Below are 25,058 nucleotides of genomic sequence, written 5' to 3'. Positions count from 1 at the left end.
CCCATGTCTGCGCGCCTGCTCTATGTAATGGACCCGATGTGCTCCTGGTGCTGGGGCTTTGCCCCGGTGGCGCAGGCGCTGGTTGAGCAGGCCCACGCGGCCGGCGTGGACGTGCACCTGGTGGTGGGCGGCCTGCGCACCGGCAGCGGCGCGGCGCTGGAGCCGACTACCCGGCGCTATATCCTCGAACACTGGCAGGCTGTCACCGACGCCACCGGCCAACCGTTCATGCGTGAAGGCGCGCTGCCCGACGGCTTTGTGTATGACACCGAACCTGCGTGCCGCGCCATCGTCACCGCTCGCAGCCTGGCGCCGGATTGCGCGTGGACACTGCTGGGGCTGATCCAGCGTGCGTTTTATGTCGAGGGCCGCGATGTGACTCTCGCCAGCGTGCTGGTGGAACTGGCCGAGCAGGCGGGCATCCCGCGTATCGAGTTTGCCGGCGAGTTTGACCGTGCCGAGCAGCATGCCGCCACGGCAGCGGATTTTACCTGGGTGCAGGACCTGGGGATCGCCGGTTTCCCGACGCTGCTGGCCGAGCGCAATGGTCAACTGGCCTTGCTGACCAACGGTTATCAGCCGTTGTCCGAGCTGTCACCGTTGCTGGGGCGATGGCTGGAGCGAGCAACCTGTGCATGAACAACCGCCCCGCATTGATCGTCTGACCTGGGCGGAAATTCGCCGCCTGGCCCTGCGTCACAAAAAGTCCCTGTGGATCGCCAATGGCGTCGCCGTGCTGGCGACCCTGTGCAGCGTGCCGATTCCCTTGCTGCTGCCGTTGCTGGTTGATGAAGTGCTGCTGGGCCACGGCGATGCCGCGCTCAAGGTGATGAACCACGCGCTGCCCCTGGGTTGGCAGAAGGCCGCCGGTTATATCGGCCTGATGCTGGTGGTGACGCTGCTGCTGCGCTGCGGTGCCTTGGTGTTCAACGTGGTCCAGGCGCGGCTGTTCGCGCGGTTGGCCAAGGACATCGTGTACCGCATCCGCGTGCGCCTGATCGAGCGGCTCAAGCGCATCTCCCTCGGCGAATACGAAAGCCTGGGCAGCGGCACGGTGACTACCCACCTGGTCACCGACCTGGATACCCTGGATAAATTCGTCGGCGAAACCCTTAGCCGCTTCCTGGTGGCGATGCTGACCCTGGTCGGTACCTCGGCGATCTTGGTGTGGATGCATTGGCAACTGGCGTTGCTGATCCTGCTGTTCAACCCGCTGGTGATCTACGCCACGGTGCAGTTGGGCAAGCGTGTCAAACACCTCAAGAAGCTGGAAAACGACAGCACCTCGCGTTTCACCCAGGCCCTGACCGAAACCCTCGACGCCATCCAGGAAGTCCGCGCCGGCAACCGTCAGGGCTTTTTCCTCGGGCGCCTGGGCCAGCGCGCCCAGGAAGTGCGCGACTACGCAATCCATTCCCAATGGAAAACCGATGCGTCCAGCCGCGCCAGCGGTTTGCTGTTCCAGTTTGGTATCGACATCTTCCGTGCGGCGGCGATGCTCACCGTGCTGTTTTCCGACCTGTCCATCGGCCAGATGCTCGCGGTGTTCAGCTACCTGTGGTTCATGATCGGCCCGGTGGAGCAGTTACTGAACCTGCAATACGCCTACTACGCCGCTGGCGGCGCACTCACGCGCATCAACGAACTGCTGGCGCGGGCTGACGAGCCGCAATACGTCGGCGGCGAAGACCCGTTCACCGGGCATGAAACCGTCGGCATCGAAGTGCGCGGCCTGGACTTCGGTTATGGCGACGATCTGGTGCTCAATCAGCTGAACCTGCAGATTGCTCCTGGCGAAAAAGTCGCGATTGTCGGCGCCAGTGGCGGTGGCAAAAGCACCCTGGTGCAACTGTTGCTCGGGCTGTACACGCCCCAGGCGGGCAGTATTCGCTTCGGTGGTGCAACCCAGCAGGAAATCGGCCTGGAGACCATTCGCGAGCACGTTGCGGTGGTGCTGCAACACCCGGCGCTGTTCAACGACACCGTGCGCGCCAACCTGACCATGGGCCGCGAGCGCAGTGACCAGGCCTGCTGGCAGGCGCTGGAAATCGCCCAGTTGGAGGCTACGGTCAAGGCATTGCCCCAGGGCCTGGACAGTGTGGTGGGGCGTTCCGGCGTGCGTTTTTCCGGCGGGCAGCGCCAGCGCCTGGCGATTGCGCGCATGGTGTTGGCCGAGCCCAAGGTGGTGATACTCGACGAAGCGACCTCCGCCCTGGACGCTGCCACCGAGTACAACCTGCACCAGGCCTTGGCGCGGTTCCTCAGTGGGCGTACTACACTCATCATCGCGCACCGTCTGTCGGCGGTAAAACAAGCCGATCGAGTCTTAGTGTTTGACGGTGGTCATATCGCTGAGGATGGCGACCATCAGCAATTGATCGCTGATGGCGGTTTGTACGCAAAACTCTATGGGCACCTGCAACAAGTACGTTGATTTAGCCTAGGCTGTGCTATCGGAAGTGGATGTTTGCGTGCGTATCCAGCAGTGCATATGCAAGGGACTTCATGAAGCAAAAGCGGACTCTCGGAACGCCTCGGCTGTTGGGCATAGTCTGGCCCTTTATCGCCGTCGTGCTGTTCCAGGCATTGTTGGGCTGCGTCAGTCTCTACACGCTGTCAGCGGTGCGAGGCTATGTGGGCGGCGAGAGCTTGTGGTCCAAGGGCCAGAAGGATGCCATCTATTACCTGACGCTTTACGCCGATGACCGCAACCCGTCCACCTACCTCAAATACCAGCAGGCCATCGCCGTGCCCCAGGGCGGGCATGAACTGCGCATGGCCCTTGACCGTCCCACTCCTGACCTGAACGCCGCGCGCCAGGGCATTATCAAGGGTGGCAACCACCCCGATGATGTGTCCAGCCTGATCTGGCTGTACCTCAATTTTCGTCATTTCAGTTACCTGGAAAAGGCCATCGAGCTGTGGACGGTGGGCGATGGCTACCTGGTTCAGTTGGATGACCTGGCCCGGGAGATGCACAGCACGATCAGCGTCGGTCAAGTCAGCCCTAATGATGTGCGCCAATGGAAAGCGCATATCACTGCCATCAACGAGGGCGTGACGCCGGCGGCCAAAGCCTTCAGCGACGCCCTGGGCGAAGGCTCGCGCATGATCCTGCGGTTGCTGCTGATCACTAACCTGGCGACGGCCTTGGGCCTGATCGTGCTGGCACTGTTGCGTACGCATAAGCTGCTGGCCCAGCGCCATGCCTTCGCTGATGCCTTGCAGGCTGAGAAGGAGCGTGCGCAGATCACCCTGGAGTCGATTGGTGACGGGGTGATCACCACCGCCGTCGACGGTGCCATCACCTATATGAACCCGGCAGCCGAGGCCATGACCCACTGGAACTCGGCCCAGGCCCAGGGCTTGCCCCTGGCGGCGCTGTTCAACCTGTTGGATGACAACGCCCAACCTGACGGGTTTACCCTGATCGAACACATCGTCAAGGGTCAGCTCAAGGGCGGCAGCGAGCACGCGAAAACCATCCAGCGTCTGGACGGCAGCACGGTTTCGGTTACCCTGGTGGGCGCGCCGATCCGCAGCGCTGGCAAGGTCAGCGGTGCAGTTTTGGTCTTGCATGACATGACCCAGGAGCGCCAGTACATCGCCAACCTGTCGTGGCAGGCCACGCACGATGCCTTGACCGGGCTGGCCAACCGCCGGGAATTCGAATATCGCCTGGAACAGGTCCTGCACATGGCAGGGCAGCCCGAAGGCGGGCGGCACGCATTGATGTTCCTCGATCTTGACCAGTTCAAGCTGGTCAACGACACCTGCGGTCATGCGGCGGGTGACGAGTTGCTGCGGCATATCTGTGCGCTGCTGCAATCGGACTTGCGTGAGGGCGACACGCTGGCGCGTCTGGGGGGCGACGAGTTCGGCATCCTGCTGGAGCACTGCCCGGCGGCCGTGGCGGAGAAAATCGCCGAGGGCCTGCGCCACACGGTGCAGAGCCTGCATTTTGTGTGGAAGGGTCGGCCATTCATGACCACCGTGAGCATCGGGCTGGTGCATATCTCACAAACCCCGACCACCCTGGAAACCTCGCTGCGTGCCGCCGACATGGCCTGCTACATGGCCAAGGAAAAAGGCCGCAACCGGGTGCAGGTCTACCACGCCGACGACTCGGAATTGTCCATGCGATTTGGCGAGATGGCCTGGGTACAGCGGCTGCACATGGCGCTGGAAGAGAACCGGTTTTGCCTGTACGCACAGGAAATCTCACCGTTGGGCAATACCGATGGCGGCAATGGCCATATTGAAATCCTGCTGCGCCTGCATGATGAGTCGGGTCGCATCATCCTGCCCGATAGCTTTATACCGGCCGCCGAGCGTTATGGGTTGATGACGTCCCTAGACCGTTGGGTGGTGGAAAACGTGTTCAGGCTCATCGCCCATTGCATGCACGAGCGTCCGGGCCGGCCTATGGCCATGTGTGCGATCAATCTGTCAGGCATCACCATTGGCGATGACGATTTTCTCGGGTTTTTACGTGAGAAATTCGATACTTACAGTGTTCCGCCGGAAATGATTTGTTTTGAAATAACTGAAACCAGCGCGATTGCCAATTTGGGCAGCGCTATTCGCTTTATTAATGAACTCAAAGCCTTAGGCTGCCACTTTTCCCTTGATGACTTTTGCGCCGGAATGTCCTCGTTCGCGTATCTGAAACATTTACCTGTAGACTTCCTGAAGATCGATGGAAGTTTCGTAAAGGATATGCTGGACGACCCGATTAACCGCGCCATGGTCGAAGTGATCAATCACATCGGCCACGTCATGGGTAAGCGCACAATTGCCGAATTTGTTGAAACACCGCACATCGAACAGGCTTTGCTCGATATTGGTGTGGATTACGCTCAGGGCTACCTGATCGAACGACCGCAGTTGTTTACCTTTGATAGCTTGCAGTGCCGACCTGTGCGGCCGCAGCCTCTGTTATTCAGGGCGCCCGGTACATTCCGCTGAAACATTTGCTGGTCTGTAAATCACACTTAAAAAGGAGCCTTAACAGTGATCGACACATTCAACAGAACCGGCCCGCTTATGGAAGCCTCGAGTTACCCTACCTGGGCTCAGCAATTGATCCAGGACTGTAGCGAGAGCAAGCGCCGAGTTGTCGAGCACGAACTGTACCAGCGCATGCGTGACAACACGCTCAGCGCCAAGACCATGCGCCACTACCTCATTGGTGGCTGGCCAGTAGTGGAACAGTTTGCCTTGTACATGGCACAGAACCTCACCAAGACCAAGTTTGCCCGCCACCCAGGGGAGGATATGGCGCGACGTTGGCTGATGCGCAATATCCGCGTGGAACTGAACCACGCTGACTATTGGGTACATTGGGCGCGGGCCCATGGTGTAAGCCTGGAAGAGCTTCAGGCGCAAAATGTACCGCCGGAGTTGCATGCACTGAGCCATTGGTGCTGGCACACCAGTTCCGCCGATTCGTTGATCGTGGCCGTGGCCGCGACCAACTATGCGATTGAGGGGGCGACAGGGGAGTGGTCTGCGGTGGTGTGCTCGACCGGCGTGTATGCGGCGGCCTTCCCCGAGGAAGACCGCAAGCGTGCGATGAAGTGGCTGAAGATGCATGCCCAGTACGACGACGCACATCCGTGGGAAGCCTTGGAAATCATCTGCACCCTGGCCGGGATGAACCCCACCAAGGCTTTGCAGGCGCAGCTGCGTCAAGCCGTGTGCAAGAGCTACGACTACATGTACCTGTTCCTGGAAAGTTGCATGCGTGTGGAGCGAGAAAAACCGGCGACCGTGTTAGTGCGTGAGCGCCAGGTACGCGTCGCCAGCGAGGCGTGATAGAGCGCAACGGCGGGGGTTGTTACCCCGCCATTGCCAAGCGATTGCGGCCTTCGCGCTTGGCCACGTACAAGGCGTTGTCGGCTCGCCGTAACAGGCTCTCGGCCGATTCAGCGGCCAGCAAGGTCGAACAACCGAGGCTTACCGTCAACTCAATCCGTGTTCCATCTACCCAGTAGTCCTGGGCCTGCGCCGCCTGGCGCAGCCGTTCCCCGACCATCGCCGACGCGTCCCGACCGGTGTTGGACAGCAGGATCAGGAATTCTTCCCCGCCAAACCGGAACACCATGTCCACATTACGCAACTGGCCCTTGATGGCCGAGGCGACGGTACGCAACACGGTATCGCCGGCGGCGTGGCCGTGGGTGTCGTTGATCACCTTGAAGTGGTCGATGTCCAGCATCAGCAAAGACAACGGGTTCAGGTGCCGGCGCGCCATGTCGATTTCCCGTTGCAGGGTCTGGTCCATGGCAATGCGGTTGCCCGTCTCGGTCAAAGGGTCACGCAGGGCGCTGCGGGTGGCAGCGCGATAGAGCAGGGCGTTGCGCATCGGGTAGAGCAGGGTGGCCAGCAGCGATTCGAGCTGGCCGAGTTCGTCTTCGGCCAGGCGTTGGTTGCGGCGGAAGATCAACTCGCCCAAGTGCTCGCCTTCATGGCTCAGGCTGTAGCTCACCGAGTGATGGCCGCGCTGGCCGAACTCCAGGCGTAGGTCACTGGCCTGGTGGCGGTAGTGCAAGGCGTCGAGGGGCACCAGGTGCTGGATCTCACGGAAGAACACCGCGAGGATGCGCTCCGGTTCCAGGCTGGTCTGCAAGAGCATGCCCAGTTGCTGGCGAAGTTGTGCGACGGTCGTCGGGCGGCGGGGTAGGAGCGATGGCTGACCAAAGCCCAGGCGTTGCAATTTGGCACTGTCGAAGTCAATTGCGTTGGTCTGGGTAGGTGTTTTCATAAGCGATCGGCCTCTAAGCACTTAGCTGTCTTACAGGCTCGATGAGAGTGGCGAGTGCCAAGCGTCTAACTGTTCCTTCAGTTCCGTAAAACATTGGTTACAGTCTAGACCGCTTTGCAATGGGTTATAACCCCTGGGCACCGCCGCACGTCTTGTCATCGCTAACCTGCTTGAACGTGGTTAGAGCGAGATTCATGCCACTTCGTTTCTTTTTATAAAAGTCCTTATAAATCAAAGGCTGTTTTTTAAGCAAAAAGCAGCCGTTGGGGCATGACGTCAGTTATTTGGCTGGTTGGACCAAGGTGGTGTGGTCAATCTGGTCAATCGACGTCACCCCCGTCAATGTCATCGCCACGCGCATTTCCTTGGCGAAAATATCCAGCAGGTTTTCCACCCCGTGCTGGCCATCGGCAGCCAATGCGTAGGCGGTCGCGCGACCCAGCAGGCATGCCTTGGCGCCTAGGGCGAGCATGCGTACCACGTCGAGTCCGGAGCGGATGCCGGAGTCCACCAGTACCGTCAGGTCATCGCCCACGGCCTCGGCAATCGGTGGCAGGGCCTTGGCGGTGGACAACACACCATCGAGCTGACGGCCGCCATGGTTGGAGACCACGATGCCGTCGGCACCGAAACTCACGGCGTCCCTGGCGTCCTGAGGGTCGAGGATGCCCTTGATGATCATCGGGCCTTTCCAGACGTCGCGGATCCACTCCAGGTCGCTCCAACTGATCGACGGGTCGAAGTTGTTGGCCAGCCAGCCGATGTAGTCTTCCAGGTGGGTGGGTTTGCCCAAGTACTTGGAGATATTGCCCAAGTCGTGGGGGCGGCCCATCAAGCCCACATCGAACGCCCATTGTGGCTTGGTGACGGCCTGCAGCATGCGTCGTTGCGCCGCAAACGGCCCGGACATGCCGGAATGGGCATCACGGTAGCGCGCACCGGGCGTCGGCATATCCACGGTGAACACTAGCGTCGTCACACCGGCCGCCTGTGCACGCTCCAGCGCATTGCGCATGAAGCCACGGTCCTTGAGGACATACAGTTGGAACCAGATCGACTGCGGGCTCTGGGACGCCACTTCTTCAATCGAACACACCGACACCGTCGACAGGCAAAACGGAACCCCCTTTTTGGCCGCCGCCTTTGCTGCCTGCACCTCACCGCGCCGCGCATACATACCGGTCAGTCCCACGGGGCTGAGGATCACTGGCATGTCCAGCGCCTGGCCGAACACGGTGGTCTTGAGGCTCAGCGAGTCGACATTGCGCAGCACGCGCTGGCGCAGGCTGATCTCGGCCAGGTCCGAGCTGTTGGCACGCATCGTGTGTTCGGCGTAAGCGCCACCGTCGATGTAGTCGAACAAAAAGCGCGGCAGCTTGCGCTTGGCGGCGGCGCGGTAGTCGGAGGCGGACGAAATAATCATGCACGGTATCTCGGCAGGGCAAGGTGGCTCCACGATAGGCGAACTTCTGTCATGATAAAAACAACTTTTATCGCTAGAAGCCAGTCGCAAAAGGAATGCTGATGAACCTGAGAACATTGCGCGCCTTTGTCGAGGTAGTGCGCCAAGGCGGTTTTTCCCAGGCGGCCGAGGTGGTATCCCTGACTCAGTCGAGTGTGAGCAAGGCAATCAAGACCCTCGAAGACGAACTGGGGATGCCGCTGCTCAACCGCTTGGGCCACAGAAATGAACTGACCGCCGCTGGCGAAATCGCCTACAGCCGCGCCCTGGTCCTGCTGGCCGAGCACAACGATCTGGTCGCCGAGATCAACGACCTGCGCGGCCTCAAGCGCGGTGTGTTGCGTATCGGCTTGCCACCGGTGGGCTGCGGTGTATTGTTTGCGACGATGTTCGCCACCTACCGCCGGCGCTACCCGGACATCGACATCGAACTGACCGAGTACGGCAGCAAACGACTGCGCGAGTGCCTGGAAGCGGGCGAGGTCGACCTGGCCGCACTGCTGTTACCGGTAGACGAAGGTTTCGACTACCAACCCGTGCGCAACGAACCCTTGATGGCCGTACTGCCCATCAGCCACCCCTTGGCCCAACGCCAGCGCATCGACTTCACCGACTTGGCGGACTCGCCGTTTATCCTGTTCGAAGCCGGCTTTGCCCTCAACGCCAAAATCCTCGCCGCCTGTGAGCGCAAAGGCGTAACGCCCCGTGTAGCCGCCCGTAGCGGCCAGATCGACTTTATCGTCGACTTGGTGTCGGCCGGTCTCGGTGCCGCCTTCCTGCCACGCATGCTCGCACACAAGCACCAACACCCCGGCATCGCCCTGATCCCCCTCGATGAACCCCATACCGACTGGCACATCGCCCTGGCCTGGCGCGCCAGCGCCCACCTGCCACCCGCCGCACGGGCGTGGCTGGAACTGGCCAGGGAATAACAGCGTTTAACCGGTCATCCGGATTAATCGGCAAAAAAGCCAGGGAAAGCTTGACTTCTCCTTTTCAATCAGTAACATACGGCGCATTCCGCGATAGCTCAGTTGGTAGAGCAAATGACTGTTAATCATTGGGTCCCTGGTTCGAGTCCAGGTCGTGGAGCAAGATAGGAAAAGCCTGCAGCGATGCAGGCTTTTTTTTGCCTCGGATTTCTCCGGGGTGATCAAAGCGCACAGCGTGACCAGCATGAAGCCGTCTCAAATCCTATGATTCAGAGGGAAGCTCCATGAAAGTCGCTGCAGTCGTTTCAACCAAAGGCGGGCCGGGTAAGACCACGGTTGGCGTCAATCTGGGCGCGTTCTGCGCCGATGCAGGGATCCGTACCCTGCTCATCGATCTGGATAACCAGCCGTCGTTGTCGTCGTTTTATGCGCTATCGCATGAGGCGCCTGGTGGAACCTATCAACTGATCGCGAACAACGAGACTCGGGCCGACCAGGTCATCTCGCAGACCTGCATTCCTAATCTCTCACTGCTCCATTCCAATGATCCGTTCAATCAGCTGGGAAATTTGTTGCTGCATGCTGCTGACGGGCGCCTTCGTCTCAAGAATCTGTTGCCGGCTTTCGAGCAGGACTTTGATCTGATTTTGATCGATACCCAAGGAGCACGCTCCATTGTGTTGGAGATGGCCTTGCTCGGGGCACACATGGCTATTTCGCCCATCACCCCGGATATGCTGACTGCACGAGAGTTTCAGCGTGGAATGCTCCAGCTCTATCGAGATATTGAGCCGTTGGCAGCGCTGGGTGCAGAGACGCCAATGTTGAATGTCGTGATCAACAAGCTTGATGCAACCGATGATGCAAACTTGATTTATCACACGCTGACCGAAACCTTTGCTGATCATCCGAAGGTTCAGATGATCCAGACCACAATTCCGGCCGCCGTGAGCTATCAATCTGACAAGTATCCTCAACTCCTCTTGGAGATAGGGCCTTTTCTGGGCATGATAGGGCATGTGGCCAGCATTTCAATTTCACGATTTGCCTAGTTTCAGGTCATTTTAAGCGAAAGGGTACGTTAGAAAAGTGGCTCGGCATTTATTTGGCTAGGGCAAAATGGCGGCTCTATATGCTCTCCATTTTTTGTAAAAATCTAGCTTAGTCAGTTGAACAGTGAGATCTGATCAGTAGAGGGCAGTTGTATCTACGTTGAAAGCGAGCATGGCGATTCGGGCGCCAGCATGCGGCTTGGAGCTGCTGGATGGAGTGTGCTTATCAGGTTTTTGATGCCTGAGTCACTTCCAGCCACAAGGGTGGAGTGCATATCACTTCTCCAAACGACGTTCGGAGAAAACCTTCCAGAAGGGGTCGTGTGTGCTTTTTCTCTACTCGCGTGTATAGGACACGAGCAGGAAGCTTATGAGCTTTTGGTGGCGTTCCTGAGCGAAAAGCATGATTCGGAAAGATTGAGTCTGTTGCCGCTGACCGAAAACTGACCCAGTAAAGGCTGTTCTGCCGACTGAAAACTGACCCAGGTGTTCAACTGCTTCTGCTCACTTTTCGAGCAGGAGAACACAGGGTGATCAGCATGGAAATGTTGGGAAAAATCCGGCGGATGTACTTCCGCGACAAGCTCTCGCTGCATCAGATAGCCAAGCGTACCGGACTGTCGAGAAACACCATTCGAAAATGGGTCAGAGCACCCGAAGCCACCCAGCCGGCGTACCAACGGTGCGCAACCTTCAACAAACTCAGTCCATTTCACGAGACGCTGGAGCAGGCGCTCAAGGCCGATTCGTTTCGGGCAAAGCACAACCGCAGGAGTGCCAAAGCACTCTTCGAGCAGATCAAGGCCGAGGGCTACGACGGCGGCTACAGCCAGCTCACCGCCTTCATACGCGCGTGGCGCGGCGAGCAAGGCAAGTCTTTTCGGGCCTTTGTGCCGCTGACCTTTGCACTCGGGGAGGCCTTTCAATTCGACTGGAGCGAAGAAGGTCTGCTGATCGGCGGCCTGTTCCGACGCATCCAGGTCTCCCATATGAAGCTGTGCGCCAGTCGCGCATTTTGGTTGGTTGCGTATCCCAGCCAAGGCCACGAGATGTTGTTCGATGCCCATACCCGCTCGTTTGGCGCGTTAGGTGGGGTGCCGCGTCGCGGCATCTACGACAATATGAAAACGGCTGTCGACAAGGTCAACAAAGGCAAAGGCCGCACAGTCAATGCCCGGTTTGCCGTCATGTGTGCCCACTACCTATTCGATCCGGACTTCTGCAACGTGGCCTCCGGCTGGGAAAAAGGCATCGTTGAAAAGAACGTTCAAGACAGCCGACGGCGCATCTGGCTCGATGCTCAAAACTGCATGTTCCATACCTTCGAGGAATTGAATGCCTGGCTCGGCCAACGCTGCCGTGCGCTCTGGGACGAACTGGTGCACCCGCAGTACAACGGGCTGACAGTGGCGGACGTCCTGGAGCTAGAACGCGCCGAATTGATGCCGATGCCGACTGCCTTTGATGGCTACGTCGAGCGCACCGTACGGGTCTCCAGCACCTGCCTGATCAGCGTGGCGCGAAATCGCTACTCGGTGCCGTGTGAGCGGGTCGGCCAGTGGGTCAGCAGCCGTTTGTATCCCACACGGGTGGTGGTCATCGCCGATGAAACGATGATTGCCAGTCACGAGCGCCTGTTTGATCGAGATCAGGTCAGTTTTGACTGGCAGCATTACATCCCGCTCATCGAACGCAAGCCCGGTGCGCTGCGCAATGGCGCTCCGTTTGCCGATCTGCCGAAGCCGTTGCAACTGCTAAAACGCGGTCTGAGGCGGCACACCAATGGTGATCGAGTCATGACTCAAGTACTGGCGGCTGTTCCCATCGCCGGGCTCGACGCCGTATTGGTGGCTGTGGAGTTGGTACTTGAATCCGGCAGCTTGAGTGCTGACCACATCCTGAATGTCCTGGCTCGACTGACATCGACAGCAGCCCCTCCGTCTGCCGAAACCAGCCTTCAACTCAAGATAGCGCCTGTCGCCAATACGGCACGCTACGACCGGCTCCGTACCACCGATGAGGAGACTCGCAATGCGTGATCTTATGGCGGAACTCAAAGAACTGCGTCTGCATGGCATGGCCAGCGCCTGGGAAGAACTAGCCTCGCAAGGAGAAGCTTCGACGGCATCCTCGAAATGGCTGCTCGAACATCTGCTTCAACAAGAACATGCAGATCGAGCGGTGCGCTCAGTGAATCATCAGATGAACATGGCCAAACTGCCCATGCATCGTGATTTGGCCGGCTTCGACTTCAGCGCTTCCAGCGCAGATGCCCGCCTGATCAGGGATCTGTCCAACCTGGAGTTCACCGATACCGCGCAGAATGTCGTGTTCATCGGCGGGCCTGGAACAGGCAAAACACACCTCGCCACCGCCTTGGCCGTTTCCGGGATCACGACGCATCACAAACGCGTGCGCTTCTACTCCACGGTGGATCTGGTCAATCTGCTGGAGCGCGAAAAGTACGACGGCAAGACGGGCCGCATCGCTCAAGGGCTGCTACGAACAGACCTGGTGATACTCGATGAACTGGGGTATTTGCCCTTCAGCCAGAGCGGTGGTGCCCTGTTATTTCATTTGCTGTCCAAGCTGTACGAGCACACCAGCGTGGTGATCACCACCAACCTCAGCTTCTCGGAATGGTCGAGCGTGTTTGGTGACGCCAAGATGACAACGGCGTTGCTGGATCGGCTGACACACCACTGCCACATCGTCGAAACGGGCAACGAGTCCTACCGCCTGCAACACAGCAGCTTGGTCGCCCAGACCAAGATCAAATCACGTGAACGAAAGCGCAAAGACAATGATGGTGCCGAGGACGATGAGCTGTTTTGATCCGCACCGAAAATACCCTGCCGCATGCCCAAATGCGGTGGGGCTTTAATGCCTCTTCCACCGGGACACGACTGCTAAGCTTATCCACAATTGCTGATGCCAAAATCAGCAATCCGCCCTGGGTCAATTTTCAATCGGCAGGGTGGGTCAGTTTTCATTCAGCGCCGACATCCCAATGCCCACCCTTGTTCCTTGCAGCCCTTCGTTTTGGATTGACGGGCTCGGGAAAGTCGCTTCCCGAGATAGTGGAAGATCTGCGTTCTCAGTTGGTGCTTGATCTCGCAGCGACCAGGCTTTTCGAGCAGGCGCTGCATCACGCGGGTTATTTGGACATGCAGGCAGCGAACTACAGCCGTAGATTTTTGCTGAATGAGATGAAGATTTTCCTTGTCGATGAAGACTTCCCTCGCCTGATCCCTTTCAAGGTCCCAACAGCCATTCGTCGAGTACAGTACGAGCTCGATCTGGCATTGATATCGGCTGTTAACCATCCCTTGGCGGATGTGCTCAAGCAACTTGGAGTGCTTTGATGGAACTTGTAGATTTTCTGCGAGACACGCAGGCATCGATCCGAGAAGAAATTGTGAAAGATGTTGCACCGGGGGAAGCTCCTGTGCCCGCAGAGGCTTTATTCACTGAGCATGTCATGATGCATATGGCTGACGAGGGAATAACCTTTGAGCCTACGGTCTGCCACTATGGCGCTAAGGTCGGGAATTATAAAGTCAAAATCAGCGGCTACTCTGTCTCGGATACTACCGATGAGCAGGGAAACCCTGATCGATTGGATTTATTCGTTAGTTTATACAAGGGGCTTGAGGACATTGAAGATGTTCCGGATCCTGAAATCGGTAGAGCTGCGAAGCAAGGGCTGCACTTTCTAAAGTTTTGCGCCACAGGGAAACTTTCAGAAGCGCTTGATGAAACCAACGAGGCTTATCCGCTTGTTACAGAGGTTGAGCGTATATTCAAAGCGCTGGATAGCATTCGTATATTTGTCATCACCGATGGTCAGGTCAAAACAAGGAACTATGCGCCACAGGATGTCGAGGGCAAGCAGGTTCGCTTGGAAGTTATGGATATTCAGCGCCTGTTCAACCATTGGCAGCAAGGCCGGCCTAGGGATGAATTGGTAGTCAATTTTCAGGATCTTTGTGGTACTGCATTACCAAGCGTATGGGTGCCAGGGGCAGGTGAAGACGAATACGATTATGCCCTGACGGCGATTCCAGGAGAGGCTCTACGCTTTCTTTACGAGAAATACGGGCCGCGTATTCTTGAAGCTAACGTACGTTCATTTCTTGGGGTCGGTAGCCGAGGAGTCAACAAAGGAATACGGGACAGCTTGCGAACCAACCCGGAACGATTCATGGCTTACAACAATGGCATTGTGGTGGTAGCTGACGCAGCCAAGCTGGATCGTACGGCCGATGGGTCGATGGGTATTTTGTGGCTTCAAGGTATGCAAATTGTCAACGGAGGACAAACAACAGCCTCTATTTATTTCGCCAAGAAAAAAAATCCTGATATAGATCTCAACAGGGTTCGAGTGCCTGCAAAAATTATTGTGCTTCGAAATGCTGACGGTAGTGACGAGGAACTAATCTCGAATATCTCCCGTTATGCCAATAGTCAGAACGTTGTAAAACAATCTGATTTGTCTGCTAATAAGCCATTTCACCGTGAGCTCGAGAAGCTTTCTATGCGCACCTACTGCCCGGACGGAGTGGGGCGGTGGTTCTACGAGCGGTCTGCCGGCAGTTATAAGGTGATGCTTGAAAAAGAAGCATCGACGGTTGTTCAAAAGAAAAAGCTCCAAGCAGCTATTCCTCCCTACCGCAAAATCACGAAGCCAGATTTAGCGAAGTTTTTATTCACTTGGGAGCAAAAACCTCACATTGTAGGCTTGGGCAGCCAGAAGAATTTCCAAGCCTTCATGGACCAGTTGGGTGAACGTGAGAGTTCTGGAGCTGATGTGATTCCGGATCAGAATCAGTTCAAGGAAATGATAGCGAAAGCTATTCTTTTTAAATCTGCGCAGAAGGTGATTAGGCCTCTGTTTCCAGCATTCCAAGGTAATATTACTGTTTACACTATCTCGGTTCTCGCACTTAAACTCGGGGGTAAATTCGATTTTTCCCGCGTTTGGCAATCCCAAGCGATCTCGCCTGAGTTACAGCGCCAATTAGCTGTTTGGTCTCATGAAGTCAATGACGCGCTTCATCGAGGCTCTGGAGGGAAGATGATTTCTGAATGGGCCAAAAAGCTCGAGTGTTGGTTGCAGGTGAGAGATTTTGCGTACTCGGAGCACGAAATCGATATTCCTGAGATTTCCTGAGTCATAATTTGAGTTTTGGCTGGGTGAGTTTTTTTGAAGCATCCAGCCATCGAACTCTAACCCATATTGCTGAGCGGTATCCTAAGCGCAACGAATTTCTCGTTTCTGATCAATGTCTTTCGCCATAGCCATCGCAGCGTCCAACTCACTGATCCCATGATCACTCATCAGCCTAAACCGCTCAGCTTTTTCCTCAGGCTCAGTCATGGCCATCGCCAGATATAGGCTGGGGCGGCACGGCTCTGAAAAGCACCTCCGTGGACTTCGACAAAATAACCCCCTCCGTAAACTTCCCCGACTCCTTACGTGCCGATAGCATCAGCTTTTTCTGAGCATCATTGAGCTCCCGGAATCTCGCAATCTTGTTCACCTCATTCGGCGGCATATTCAAGCATCGCAGGATTGACGACCGGCTCGCGACGTGGCAATCGGCCATTGAGTACGGCGTACGCCGCCAGACCAATCAGCAGCCCCCAGAACGCTCCGCCGATCCCGAACAATGTGATGTTGGCGGCGGCGGCCAGAAAGGTGATCAGCGAGGCTTCGCGGGATTTGGCGTCGGTCATGGCACTGGCCAGACTGCCGCCGATAGTGCCCAGCAGGGCGAGCCCGGCCAGAGTCGTGATGAAGGCAGCGGGGAAGGCCATGAACAGTGCCGCGAGGGTCACGCCGAAGACCCCGACGAGGATGTAGAAGACGCCCGCAGCAATGCCGGCGATCCAGCGTTTGGAGGGCTCTTCGTGGGCTTCCTTGCCGGTGCAGATGGCGGCTGTAATCGCCGCGATGTTGAACGCGTGGGAACCAAAGGGCGCCATGAGCAAGGAACCCAGCCCGGTGATGGACACAATCGGATTGGCACTCGTGCTGAAACCATCGTTGCGTAGCACCAGCATGCCAGGCATGTACTGGCCGGTCAGGGTGATCAGAAACAGCGGCAGCGCGACACTGAGCAAGGCATTGAGCGAGAACTCTGGCAGGGTGACCACGGGTGCCGCGAGTTGCAGCGCCAACCCCGACAAGTCGACACGCCCCTGAACCAACAGGAAGGCCAGTCCCAAGGCCAGAATGCCCACAACCGCGTAGCGTGCGGTAAGGCGTTTGAGCACGATGTAGGCAACAATTAGCAACCCGACCAGCATCGGGTCAAGGCTCATGCCGCTAAAAGCACCGATGCCGAACTGCAGCAGGATACCGGCCAGCAACCCAGCGGCCACACCCGGTGGGATCAGTCGGATGACTTTTTCGAAATAGCCGGATAAGCCCAGCAGCACGAAGGCAACGGCCGAGATCATGTAGGCACCCACCGCCTCGGCATAGGGGATGGTGGCCAGAGCGACGACCAGAAACGCCGCCGCAGGTGTCGACCAGGCGGTGATGATCGGTTCGCGGGAAACCCAGCTGAGGACCATCCCCGTAACGCCCACGCCAATCGACACGGACCACACCCACGAAGCCGTCAACTCAGGGCTCAGCCCAGCCACTTTGGCTGCCTGGAAGACCAGAATGAAGGTGCCGCCATAATTGACAATGACCGAGATCAGCCCGGCGACAATCGTCGGGATGAGATCGCTCAGACGCACAGGTGACTTGGATGCTGATGAAGGCATGGCTTTACTTTGCTCCTTGCTAAGCGAGGCGCTTGGCCTCGATGGGGATCGGTCAACGAACCCAACTCTGTTCAACGTTGCCCACCCAGCGACAGTTCGCCGAGCACAAAGGCAATCGCGATGGGCAGAGTCTACGGATAAACTGGCCTGCTTTTGTAGGCCGGTTTATTCGTATGGAGCAGACCGCATGGCGAAAACATTCGAGCTCGAAACGCTGAAGATACGACTCAACGAGGCCGAGTTTCAGAGGCTGGACCTGCATCAGCGGATTCAACGAGCCCTGCGCGCACTGATCCTCGATGGCGCCCTTGACGCTGGCCTGAAGCTGCCCGCGACCAGGGTCCTGGCCAAGACCCTCGGCGTTGCCCGCGACACGGTCGAGAACGCTTATGGGCAATTGCACCGTGATGGTTTCATCGTGCGGCGCGAGGGCTCCGGCAGCTACGTATCGGAGACGATTGGCGCCGAATTACGCGGGGCTGTACGCCGGCGCATGAAGCTGCACGACACCAAGCGCAGCGAGGCGACGCCAGGATCGGGCTTGAGCCGGCGCGGTCGGATGATTTTCGACAGTGGTGGCGTTACCGATCAACAGGTGGTCAAGGCCTTTGCCACAGGGCTGCCGGAAACCCGTACCTTTCCCACCGATATATGGGAACGCCTGCAACGCCAAGTCATGAAGGACTACCGGGATAACGTCCTGCTGCATGGCGACCCACAAGGCGCCGAGCCTCTGCGCAAGGCGATCGCCACCTACTTGAACCTCGAACGAGGGGCCACATGCTCCCCCAGCCAGATCCTCGTGTTGAGCAGCACTCGTCAAGCCCTGTTCCTGTGTGCCCAGTTGCTAGTGGACGTGGGCAAGCCGATCCTGCTGGAAAACCCGGGCTACTACGGTGCCAAGAAGGCCTTTGAAACGGCAGAGACCAAAGTCGTGCCCATTGACGTCGATGCGCTGGGCATACGCACGGACCTGCTGCAGGCTGACCGCAGCGGGGCCAATTGCGTCTATATCACGCCGTCGCACCAATACCCCACCGGGGCCACCTTACCGCTGGAGCGCCGACTCGAGCTGATCAACTGGGCGACCGAGCATGGCAAGTGGATCATTGAGGACGACTACGACAGCGAGTTTCACTACGACGGGCTGCCGATCGCGTGTGTGCAGGGCCTGGACAAATACCAGCGTACGATCTACCTCGGTACCTTCAGCAAAACGCTCTATCCGGGTTTGCGAATGGGCTACATGGTGCTACCTGTCGAGCTGGTCAAAGCCTTCACCTACGCGCGAAGCATCATGGACGGCCACACGCCACAGATCCTGCAACTGACCCTGGCGCGCTTTATGGAAGACGGCCACTACAACTCCCACGTCCGGGCCATGCGCAAACTCTACGCCGGACGCCGTGCAGTCATGCTCAATGCTATCGGCAAGCACCTGGACGGTATCGTCACGGCCTTATGCCCCCAAGGCGGGCTGCAGATTCCCTGCCTGCTGGCCGATGGCTGGTCGGAGGCAAAGACCATCCGCCAAGCTGCCAGCGCAGGCGTGCAACTGCCAGGCCTCAGTCGGCTGTATGCCGGCGAGGTGAAGCAACAAGGTTGGCTATTGGGGTACTCGTCCTTGACCGCCTATGAAATCGAAGCAGCCATGCTGCGGCTGGCCAATGCCCTGAGCAATCAATAGGACACCAACTGGCCTGCACAGATGCAGGTTTTTTTGCGCCGGATTGCGTAAGGGCCTGCAAGCCCGCCGACCAAGAAAGGCCCGCTGCGAGTAATCGCGCGGGCTTTGTGTGTTTCTAACGGCCGCGTAAAGCTGCCTCTCGTCGCTTGCCAGGTCGTGGCGCCGTGCAGGTCTTCCGATCTGTGCCTATGCTGGCTTCGTTAGTATCAAAATGTTCCAAGAGTCTTCTCTGTACCGTGCTTGCCAGGCCCTGAAGGCCGCAGCATCGAAAGGCACAACGGAATGTGCGCAAAACGGCTGATGAATAAATAGCGCAGTGATTCAGCTTCCTCCGGATAGGGAAATAGGTTTGTGCCGGTAAAAAAAATTCTTTGTGTTGTCGGGACGCGTCCCGAGGCCATCAAAATGGCCCCGGTCATTTTGGCCTTGAAAAAAGAGCGTTGGGCCGATGTGCGGGTTGTCGCCACGGCGCAGCACCGTCATTTACTGGATCAGTTGCTGGGCTTTTTCGGGATCGAGGCCGATATCGACTTGGACGTCATGCGGCCAAATCAAACTCTCACCACCCTGACGGCCCAGTTATTGCTCGACTTGGACGGCGTCCTGCTGGAGCAGCAGCCCGATGTGGTGCTGGTGCAAGGCGATACCACCACGGTGCTGGCGTGTGCCTTGGCGTGTTTTTATCACCGCATACCGCTGGGTCATGTTGAGGCCGGCCTGCGCACCTGGGATAAGCAATCGCCCTTTCCCGAAGAAGCCAACCGGGTCATGACCAGCGAATTGGCGCGATGGCACTTCGCGCCGACGCAAGGTGCCCGGCAAAACCTGCTGAAAGAGGGGGTCTGCAGTGCGAACATTTTCGTCACGGGCAATACGGTAATCGATGCGCTGCTTGCGACGGCCGCCCAGGCGCCGGAACTGGGCCAGGCGCTTGACCCGAGCAAGCGCCTGGTATTGGTGACGGCCCACCGTCGAGAGCATTTTGGCGAGCCGTTTCGCAACATTTGCCAAGCGCTGCGAACCCTGGCCGAGAACAACCCAGACGTTCAGTTTCTGTATCCCGTGCACCCGAATCCGAATATCCAGGCGGTTGCCCATGCATCCCTGGCGGGCATCGCGAACTTCAAGCTGTGTGCGCCCCTCGATTACGCGGCGTTCATCGCCGCCATGAAAGCAGCGTATTTCATCCTGACCGACTCGGGAGGCGTCCAGGAGGAAGCCCCTGCGTTGGGTAAGCCGGTGCTGGTGATGCGTGATGACACCGAGCGGCCGGAAGCGGTGGAGCAGGGTGGGGTGAAACTGGTTGGCGCGAACTGTGCGCGCATTGTTGAAGAGGCGCAGCGCCTGTTGGACGACGAGTCGGCCTATCGCGCCATGGCACGTGGTGTCTCGCCCTACGGCGATGGGCTGGCGGCCGGGCGCATCGTCACTGTCTTGCGCGAACACTTTACTTGAAGCGTCTGGTCTTCCTCTCGCCGTTGCCCTGGGACAGTTTTGCCCAGCGGCCGCACAAGTTTGTCGAGTGGGTTCACCGCCGCACGGGGGCGCCGGTGCTGTGGGTCGACCCTTACCCCACGCGACTGCCCCGGTGGAGTGATCTCAGGCATTCGCCGGCAGCCCCGGCGACGAATCCGTCTGCTGTTACGCCGTCGTGGCTTAGCGTGATCAACCCGGGTGGCTTGCCCATTGAGCCGATACCCGGTGCGAGCTGGGTGAACCGGTTTTTCTGGCGACAGGCGTTGCGCCGCATCGATGCGTTCACCCGCGACTCTCCAGCCTTGCTGGTGGTCGGCAAACCCTCGGCGCTTGCGCACTTGCTGTTGCGGCGGCTTCGTCACTGCTCGTCGTTGTACGATGCGATGGACGACTTCCCGGCGTTTTACACAGGGCTTTCGCGGTCTGCGCTGGCGCGCCGTGAGCGGCTGATTGCACAACAAGTGGACGTGATCTGGGCGTCCAGTTCCGGCCTCGACGCGCAGTGGCGGCGTTACCGACGTGATGTCCACCGGGTGTTCAACGGCCTCGACCTGTCGGCGATCTGCGCCGTGCAGCCCGCGCCGGCCGTGTCGGCAAGCAAGGTGTTCGGCTACGTCGGCACGATGGCTGCCTGGTTTGACTGGGACTGGGTCGTCGCGTTGGCCAAGGCTCGGCCGAACGATGAAATTCGTTTGATCGGGCCCGTCTTCGGGCCCTTGGGCGCGGGGCTGCCAGGCAATGTGGTGGTGTTGCCTGCGTGTGGCCATGGGGCTGCGTTGAACGCCATGGCGCAGTTCGATGTGGGGTTGATTCCCTTCAAGCAGACCGCGCTTACCGCGTCAGTCGACCCGATCAAATACTACGAATATCGCGCACTGGCCTTGCCGGTGATCTCGACCGATTTTGGCGAGATGCACGGGCGTAGTGACCTGCCGGGGGTTTTTATCAGCCACTCACGCACTGATCTCGCCGCGTTGGCCGAGGCCGCTCTGCAGTGTGAGCGCAATTGTGATCAAGCCCGTGCCTTTGCACTGCAACACTCATGGGAAGCGCGTTTTGATGCCGCCAAGCTTTATCCATAACTGTGACGTGATCGTCGTCAACTACAACGCCGGCCCGCTGATCGGTGACTGTGTGGCGTCGGCGCTGAGGGAAGGCGCCTTGCGTGTGATCGTGGTAGACAACGGTTCGAGCGACGGGAGCCTGGCGCACTTGGAGGTGTACGAGACCGATGCCCGCGTGAGCATCATCAGGAATAACCACAACAGTGGCTTTGCCGCGGCCTGCAACACCGGCGTGGGTGTTTCCGAGGCCGGCACATTGTTGTTCCTGAACCCCGATTGCGTGCTGATGCCGGGGGCGTTGGGGCACATGATGGATGCGCTGCACGGTGATCCTGGCGCGGGTATGGTGGGTGGGTTTTTGTGTAACCCCGACGGGTCTGAACAGCCGGGCGGACGGCGGGTGTTCCCCACGCCAAGGCGCGCGTTTGTGCGGGCGTTTGGCTTGTCCCGCCTGGACTGGCTGTTTCCCTCGTTATGCGCAGATTTCTTGTTGCATCGTGAGCCACTGCCCGACGGGCCGGTCGCGGTGGAGGCCATTTCCGGTGCCTGCATGCTGGTCAAGCGCGAGGTCCTGGCGCCCGTAGGCCTGTGGGACGAAGGCTATTTTCTGCACTGCGAAGATCTGGACTGGTGCATGCGTTTCAAACTCAAACAGTGGCGCGTGGTGTTTGTGCCCCAGGCGCGCGTCATGCACTGGCGGGGCGCGTGCAGCCGCAGCCGGCCGTTCTTTGTCGAGTGGCACAAACACCGGGGCATGGTGCGTTTTTACGAAACGTATTTCAGGGCGCAGTACCCCAAGGTGCTGTGGTGGTGGGTGGTGATGGGGGTGTGGCTGCGCTTCGGCATGGTCTCGACCTACCATGCGGTCAAGTTGACGCTGGCTCGACTGGGCGGTGGGCGTGCCTGAGGTCACGGTGGGTGTACTGGGGGCCAGCAGCTTGGTGGGGCGTCATGTGCTGGCGTTGCTTGAGCGCGAGCCGTGCAAGGTCATCGCGTTTTCACGGCAAGAACAGCACGGTAAGGACAGCGGCACGCTTCGTTGGCAACGTTTAGGCGAGATAGCGGAACCGGCGCCTGTGCAACCGATTGCGGTGTGGATCTGCGTGGCGCCGATCTGGGTGCTGCCGCAGTATTTTGCGCTGTTGCAGGCCTGCGGTGCGCGCAAAGTCATCGCCCTTTCATCCACCAGTTGTTTTACCAAAAGCCACTCCGATGACTTGCAAGAGCAGCGCCTGGCCAGCCAGTTGCGCGACGCCGAGGTTCGGCTTGAAGACTGGGCGCTGCATCATCAGGTCCATTGGGGCGTCCTGCGCCCCACGTTGATCTACGGCGACGGGCGCGACAAAAACATCGCCGAGATCGCCCGGGTTATCCGCCGTTTCGGTTTTTTCCCGCTGTTTGGCCGGGCGGTGGGGTTGCGCCAACCCGTGCATGCCGAGGATGTGGCGATGGCCTGTGTGCGTGCAATGCAGGCGCCTCAGGTTTGCCGTCATGCCTATAACCTTTCAGGCGGGGAGACACTGGCCTACCGAGACATGGTGGCCCGCGTGTTCAGCGCACAGAACCGGCGCCCGCGCTTGCTCACGGTGCCGCTCTGGGTATTTCGAATTGCCGTGCCGCTGCTGCGCTGCCTGCCGCGCTATCGCCAGTGGTCGGCGGCAATGGCGCAGCGCATGAACCAGGATTTGGTTTTCGATCATGGGGATGCAGCCCGGGACCTCGGCTTTGCGCCCAGGGCTTTTGTGCTGTCGAAACAGGACTTGGGTTAGTCACTCATGCTCATGGGGCACCCACGGGCCCCACTTGGCCTCATACAGCGCCTTGTTGCGTTCAAACAGCGCACGGCGCTCGCCCTGGTGCATGAGTTTGAACGACGCCGACAGGTGGTGATGGATAAACACATCATGCGCGCAGGCGTTGATCAACCCGGCCTGTTCGACACGCCGGCAGTAGTCGTCATCCTCGAAGAAGCCCCGCCCATAGATCTCATCCAGCGGGCCGATGCGCGTGTAGGTACTGCGCGGCATCATCACGCAGAAGAATGCCAGGGTCGGCAGCCGGACTAACTCACCCAGGTGCCGGCAGGTATAGCGTCGGGCCGCTTGCGGCATGTCCGCGGGGCTGGCGTAGCCGATGTCGACCTTGGCCTGATTGCCGATGTTATTGGTCACCGGGCCGATCAGGCCGAGCTCAGGGTTGCGTTGCAAATGCCGTTGCAAGGTACTCGCCCACCCCGACGTCACCTGCGTGTCGTTGTTGAGCAGCACCAGGTAATCGCCCGTGGCAACCGCCAGGCCTTGATTGTTTGCGGCGGCGAAACCACGGTTGTCGGGGTTGAAAATCACGGTCTGCCCGCTGCCGGCAGCCCATTCGGAGAGCCATTGAGCACTGCCATCACTGGACGCGTTGTCCACCACAATGATCTCCAGCGCGGGCGATTCGTGGTTTCGCGCCAGGCTGTCCAGGCAGGCGCGTGTCAGCGCCAGGTTGTTGTAGGTCACCACGATGACACTGGTCCGGGGCGCGTGCTTGCGAATTTCGGCCAGGGCCATCAGTGCATCGGCGCGGTGTGCCCAGGTTTGTTGGGCGGCGAACGCCTGTCGTTGTGCAACCTGTTCGGTGGTTGATGGCGCCAGCGCCTGGGCGACGGCGGCAATAAACCCTGGGGTGTCGGATGCGATCTGCACCTGTGCGCCAAACTGCTGCATTTCCGGCAGGTCCACCGCGACCACTGGTTTCCCGGCGCTCAGGTACTCATAGACCTTGACCGGGTTGGTGGCGAGCGTCAGCGGCGTCACCTTGAACGGCACGATACACAGGTCGAAACCGTGCAGGTAATAAGGCAGTTCGGCATAGGGCACTTCGTCGATGAACTCGACGTTCGGGCAGCCGCGCAATCGAGCCCTAACGCCTGCCGTATCGGCGCCGATCAATAGCACCACATGCTGGGGAAAGGCCTTGGCGATCTGGATCACCAACGCGTGGTCGAACCAATCGGCGATGGCGCCGTAATAACCGATCACCGAGCGCTGCAACCGGTCACGGTAGATCGACGCCGGGGCGTTGCAGAACTGGCTGAAATCCGCAGCGTTGCGCAGCACGGCGCTGGGTCTGTCACGCTGTTGCGGCCATTGCTGGGCCAGCCAGTCGGAGGTGAATAGGCGCACGTCGGCGTCGCGGACCAAGCGCTGCTCAAGCTCCAGGATGTGCGCAGCGTTGTTGCCGAAGCCTTGGTGATGGTCCATGCAGTCGTAGATCAATCGACTGTCGGGCAGTTCAGCGGCGACGTCACACCAGAAGGGGTGTTGCACCAGGGAAATCACCCGTGCACAGCCGGCCCAGAGCAGCACCTCGCCGATACTGTGGCGCAACTGTTGTACCTGCGCGGTGCTCGGCGCTGCGGCGTAGATGAGCGGTGCGCCGCGTACGCACAGGTGGACCTGGAACACCCGATGCTCCTGGTCCAGCGCCTCAAGCTCAAAGCCTGAGTGGCGGGCGTCTACCAGAGATGTCGAAACGTAGATGACCCGGCGTCCCGCAGCGACCAGCGCGAGGGCCAGTTGTTGAGGGCGTTGGTGCCTGAAGTCCCAGTCGATAGCGCCCCAGATAATGTAGTCCGCCAGCCCGGCCTGCTGCGGTTGCGGAGCCGGTGAAGGGCTGACGAAACCGTGCGCGGGCTTCAGGGCGCCGCGCAGTGCGCGTACCGCCCGGAGCACTACCCGTCGGTAAAGCGCGGCGAGCAGTTTTTTCACCCCGGCCGGCAATGGCAGCCGATGGTAGGCCACGCGCCAGCGGTTCCAGCGCGAGGGACGCCGATCGGTCAGCATAGGGGAGGGCCG

Annotated in this window: 19 protein-coding genes, 1 tRNA gene and 1 pseudogene; 16 read left to right on the top strand and 5 right to left on the bottom strand. The window is 59.0% G+C overall.

Annotated elements, in window-relative coordinates; all coding sequences use genetic code 11:
• Window positions 1–36: 36 nt before the first annotated feature.
• The 4 genes from PspS35_RS20140 (at window position 37) to PspS35_RS20125 (ending at window position 5,817) form a co-directional block, all read left to right on the top strand.
• Window positions 37–639 carry a DsbA family protein gene (locus tag PspS35_RS20140; protein WP_174244882.1) on the top strand — a complete coding sequence of 201 codons (603 nt, stop codon included), beginning with the start codon at window positions 37–39 and terminating at the stop codon, window positions 637–639.
• Window positions 632–2,434: an ABC transporter ATP-binding protein gene (locus tag PspS35_RS20135; RefSeq protein ID WP_159936497.1), complete on the top strand. Its 1,803-nt coding sequence runs from the start codon at window positions 632–634 to the stop codon at window positions 2,432–2,434. Before PspS35_RS20140 ends, PspS35_RS20135 begins: the two co-directional genes overlap by 8 nt.
• A gap of 71 nt (window positions 2,435–2,505) precedes the next feature.
• Window positions 2,506–4,968 carry an EAL domain-containing protein gene (locus PspS35_RS20130; protein ID WP_159936496.1) on the top strand — a complete coding sequence of 821 codons (2,463 nt, stop codon included), beginning with the start codon at window positions 2,506–2,508 and terminating at the stop codon, window positions 4,966–4,968.
• Window positions 4,969–5,013: 45 nt separating this feature from the next.
• On the top strand, window positions 5,014–5,817 hold the full coding sequence (locus PspS35_RS20125) for an iron-containing redox enzyme family protein (RefSeq protein WP_159936495.1): 804 nt from the start codon (window positions 5,014–5,016) through the stop codon (window positions 5,815–5,817).
• Window positions 5,818–5,839: 22 nt separating this feature from the next.
• On the opposite strand, the gene PspS35_RS20120 is transcribed toward PspS35_RS20125, so the two are convergent.
• Both PspS35_RS20120 and lldD read right to left on the bottom strand, forming a co-directional pair.
• On the bottom strand, window positions 5,840–6,766 hold the full coding sequence (locus PspS35_RS20120; protein WP_159936494.1) for a GGDEF domain-containing protein: 927 nt from the start codon (window positions 6,764–6,766) through the stop codon (window positions 5,840–5,842).
• A gap of 280 nt (window positions 6,767–7,046) precedes the next feature.
• Window positions 7,047–8,189 carry an FMN-dependent L-lactate dehydrogenase LldD gene (gene lldD, locus PspS35_RS20115; RefSeq protein WP_159936493.1) on the bottom strand — a complete coding sequence of 381 codons (1,143 nt, stop codon included), beginning with the start codon at window positions 8,187–8,189 and terminating at the stop codon, window positions 7,047–7,049.
• 101 nt (window positions 8,190–8,290) lie between these two features.
• Here lldD and PspS35_RS20110 point away from each other — a divergent pair, with 101 nt between their 5' ends.
• From PspS35_RS20110 to PspS35_RS20080, 7 genes are all read left to right on the top strand, one after another.
• Entirely contained in the window at window positions 8,291–9,160 is an 870-nt protein-coding gene (locus PspS35_RS20110; RefSeq protein ID WP_159936492.1) for a LysR family transcriptional regulator, read from the top strand.
• An 87-nt stretch (window positions 9,161–9,247) separates the two neighbouring features.
• Window positions 9,248–9,320: transfer RNA gene (locus PspS35_RS20105), tRNA-Asn, on the top strand.
• Between the two features lie 124 nt (window positions 9,321–9,444).
• On the top strand, window positions 9,445–10,212 hold the full coding sequence (locus PspS35_RS20100; protein ID WP_238785907.1) for a ParA family protein: 768 nt from the start codon (window positions 9,445–9,447) through the stop codon (window positions 10,210–10,212).
• A gap of 539 nt (window positions 10,213–10,751) precedes the next feature.
• Entirely contained in the window at window positions 10,752–12,251 is a 1,500-nt protein-coding gene (istA, locus tag PspS35_RS20095) for an IS21-like element ISPpu27 family transposase (RefSeq protein WP_159935364.1), read from the top strand.
• Complete coding sequence (istB, locus tag PspS35_RS20090) at window positions 12,244–13,047, top strand: IS21-like element helper ATPase IstB (protein ID WP_010466203.1); 804 nt, start codon at window positions 12,244–12,246, stop codon at window positions 13,045–13,047. Before istA ends, istB begins: the two co-directional genes overlap by 8 nt.
• Window positions 13,044–13,577: a PD-(D/E)XK motif protein gene (locus PspS35_RS20085; protein ID WP_238785905.1), complete on the top strand. Its 534-nt coding sequence runs from the start codon at window positions 13,044–13,046 to the stop codon at window positions 13,575–13,577. The genes istB and PspS35_RS20085 overlap by 4 nt, the downstream gene beginning before the upstream one ends.
• Window positions 13,577–15,385 carry an AIPR family protein gene (locus PspS35_RS20080; protein WP_159936491.1) on the top strand — a complete coding sequence of 603 codons (1,809 nt, stop codon included), beginning with the start codon at window positions 13,577–13,579 and terminating at the stop codon, window positions 15,383–15,385. The genes PspS35_RS20085 and PspS35_RS20080 overlap by 1 nt, the downstream gene beginning before the upstream one ends.
• A gap of 81 nt (window positions 15,386–15,466) precedes the next feature.
• On the opposite strand, the pseudogene PspS35_RS20075 reads toward PspS35_RS20080, so the two are convergent.
• Both PspS35_RS20075 and PspS35_RS20070 read right to left on the bottom strand, forming a co-directional pair.
• A pseudogene (locus PspS35_RS20075) lies at window positions 15,467–15,779 on the bottom strand (conjugative transfer ATPase); the annotation flags it as partial.
• Entirely contained in the window at window positions 15,757–16,992 is a 1,236-nt protein-coding gene (locus PspS35_RS20070) for a benzoate/H(+) symporter BenE family transporter (RefSeq protein ID WP_159936490.1), read from the bottom strand. The pseudogene PspS35_RS20075 and the gene PspS35_RS20070, both read right to left, overlap by 23 nt.
• A gap of 187 nt (window positions 16,993–17,179) precedes the next feature.
• On the opposite strand from PspS35_RS20070, the gene PspS35_RS20065 reads away from it, so the two are divergent.
• The 5 genes from PspS35_RS20065 to PspS35_RS20045 all read left to right on the top strand — a co-directional run bounded on the left by PspS35_RS20065 (window position 17,180) and on the right by PspS35_RS20045 (window position 22,988).
• Window positions 17,180–18,679, top strand: coding sequence for a PLP-dependent aminotransferase family protein (locus PspS35_RS20065; protein WP_159936489.1), 1,500 nt, complete (start codon window positions 17,180–17,182; stop codon window positions 18,677–18,679).
• Between the two features lie 351 nt (window positions 18,680–19,030).
• Entirely contained in the window at window positions 19,031–20,134 is a 1,104-nt protein-coding gene (gene wecB, locus PspS35_RS20060; protein ID WP_275113826.1) for a UDP-N-acetylglucosamine 2-epimerase (non-hydrolyzing), read from the top strand.
• Window positions 20,131–21,237: a glycosyl transferase gene (locus PspS35_RS20055; protein WP_174244828.1), complete on the top strand. Its 1,107-nt coding sequence runs from the start codon at window positions 20,131–20,133 to the stop codon at window positions 21,235–21,237. Before wecB ends, PspS35_RS20055 begins: the two co-directional genes overlap by 4 nt.
• Window positions 21,215–22,126: a glycosyltransferase family 2 protein gene (locus PspS35_RS20050; protein WP_159936487.1), complete on the top strand. Its 912-nt coding sequence runs from the start codon at window positions 21,215–21,217 to the stop codon at window positions 22,124–22,126. The genes PspS35_RS20055 and PspS35_RS20050 overlap by 23 nt, the downstream gene beginning before the upstream one ends.
• A complete protein-coding gene (locus PspS35_RS20045; RefSeq protein ID WP_159936486.1) occupies window positions 22,119–22,988 on the top strand; it encodes an NAD-dependent epimerase/dehydratase family protein in 870 nt (289 codons plus the stop codon). Before PspS35_RS20050 ends, PspS35_RS20045 begins: the two co-directional genes overlap by 8 nt.
• On the opposite strand, the gene PspS35_RS20040 is transcribed toward PspS35_RS20045, so the two are convergent.
• Window positions 22,989–25,046 carry a glycosyltransferase gene (locus PspS35_RS20040; protein WP_159936485.1) on the bottom strand — a complete coding sequence of 686 codons (2,058 nt, stop codon included), beginning with the start codon at window positions 25,044–25,046 and terminating at the stop codon, window positions 22,989–22,991.
• Window positions 25,047–25,058: the final 12 nt, after the last annotated feature.

The organism is Pseudomonas sp. S35, assembly GCF_009866765.1.
GTDB lineage: Bacteria > Pseudomonadota > Gammaproteobacteria > Pseudomonadales > Pseudomonadaceae > Aquipseudomonas.
The sequence above is the reverse complement of the archived record's forward strand: the minus strand, read 5'-3'. Positions and strand labels throughout refer to the sequence as shown.

Excerpts from the sequence above, each read along its gene's own strand:
- PspS35_RS20140 (WP_174244882.1), top strand. The coding sequence starts at position 37 with ATGTGCTCCTGGTGCTGGGGCTTTGCCCCGGTGGCGCAGGCGCTGGTT.
- PspS35_RS20130 (WP_159936496.1), top strand. The coding sequence starts at position 2,506 with ATGAAGCAAAAGCGGACTCTCGGAACGCCTCGGCTGTTGGGCATAGTC.
- PspS35_RS20120 (WP_159936494.1), bottom strand. The coding sequence starts at position 6,766 with ATGAAAACACCTACCCAGACCAACGCAATTGACTTCGACAGTGCCAAA.
- lldD (WP_159936493.1), bottom strand. The coding sequence starts at position 8,189 with ATGATTATTTCGTCCGCCTCCGACTACCGCGCCGCCGCCAAGCGCAAG.
- PspS35_RS20110 (WP_159936492.1), top strand. The coding sequence starts at position 8,291 with ATGAACCTGAGAACATTGCGCGCCTTTGTCGAGGTAGTGCGCCAAGGC.
- PspS35_RS20100 (WP_238785907.1), top strand. The coding sequence starts at position 9,445 with ATGAAAGTCGCTGCAGTCGTTTCAACCAAAGGCGGGCCGGGTAAGACC.
- istA (WP_159935364.1), top strand. The coding sequence starts at position 10,752 with ATGGAAATGTTGGGAAAAATCCGGCGGATGTACTTCCGCGACAAGCTC.
- istB (WP_010466203.1), top strand. The coding sequence starts at position 12,244 with ATGCGTGATCTTATGGCGGAACTCAAAGAACTGCGTCTGCATGGCATG.
- PspS35_RS20080 (WP_159936491.1), top strand. The coding sequence starts at position 13,577 with ATGGAACTTGTAGATTTTCTGCGAGACACGCAGGCATCGATCCGAGAA.
- PspS35_RS20070 (WP_159936490.1), bottom strand. The coding sequence starts at position 16,992 with ATGCCTTCATCAGCATCCAAGTCACCTGTGCGTCTGAGCGATCTCATC.
- PspS35_RS20065 (WP_159936489.1), top strand. The coding sequence starts at position 17,180 with ATGGCGAAAACATTCGAGCTCGAAACGCTGAAGATACGACTCAACGAG.
- PspS35_RS20050 (WP_159936487.1), top strand. The coding sequence starts at position 21,215 with ATGCCGCCAAGCTTTATCCATAACTGTGACGTGATCGTCGTCAACTAC.
- PspS35_RS20040 (WP_159936485.1), bottom strand. The coding sequence starts at position 25,046 with ATGCTGACCGATCGGCGTCCCTCGCGCTGGAACCGCTGGCGCGTGGCC.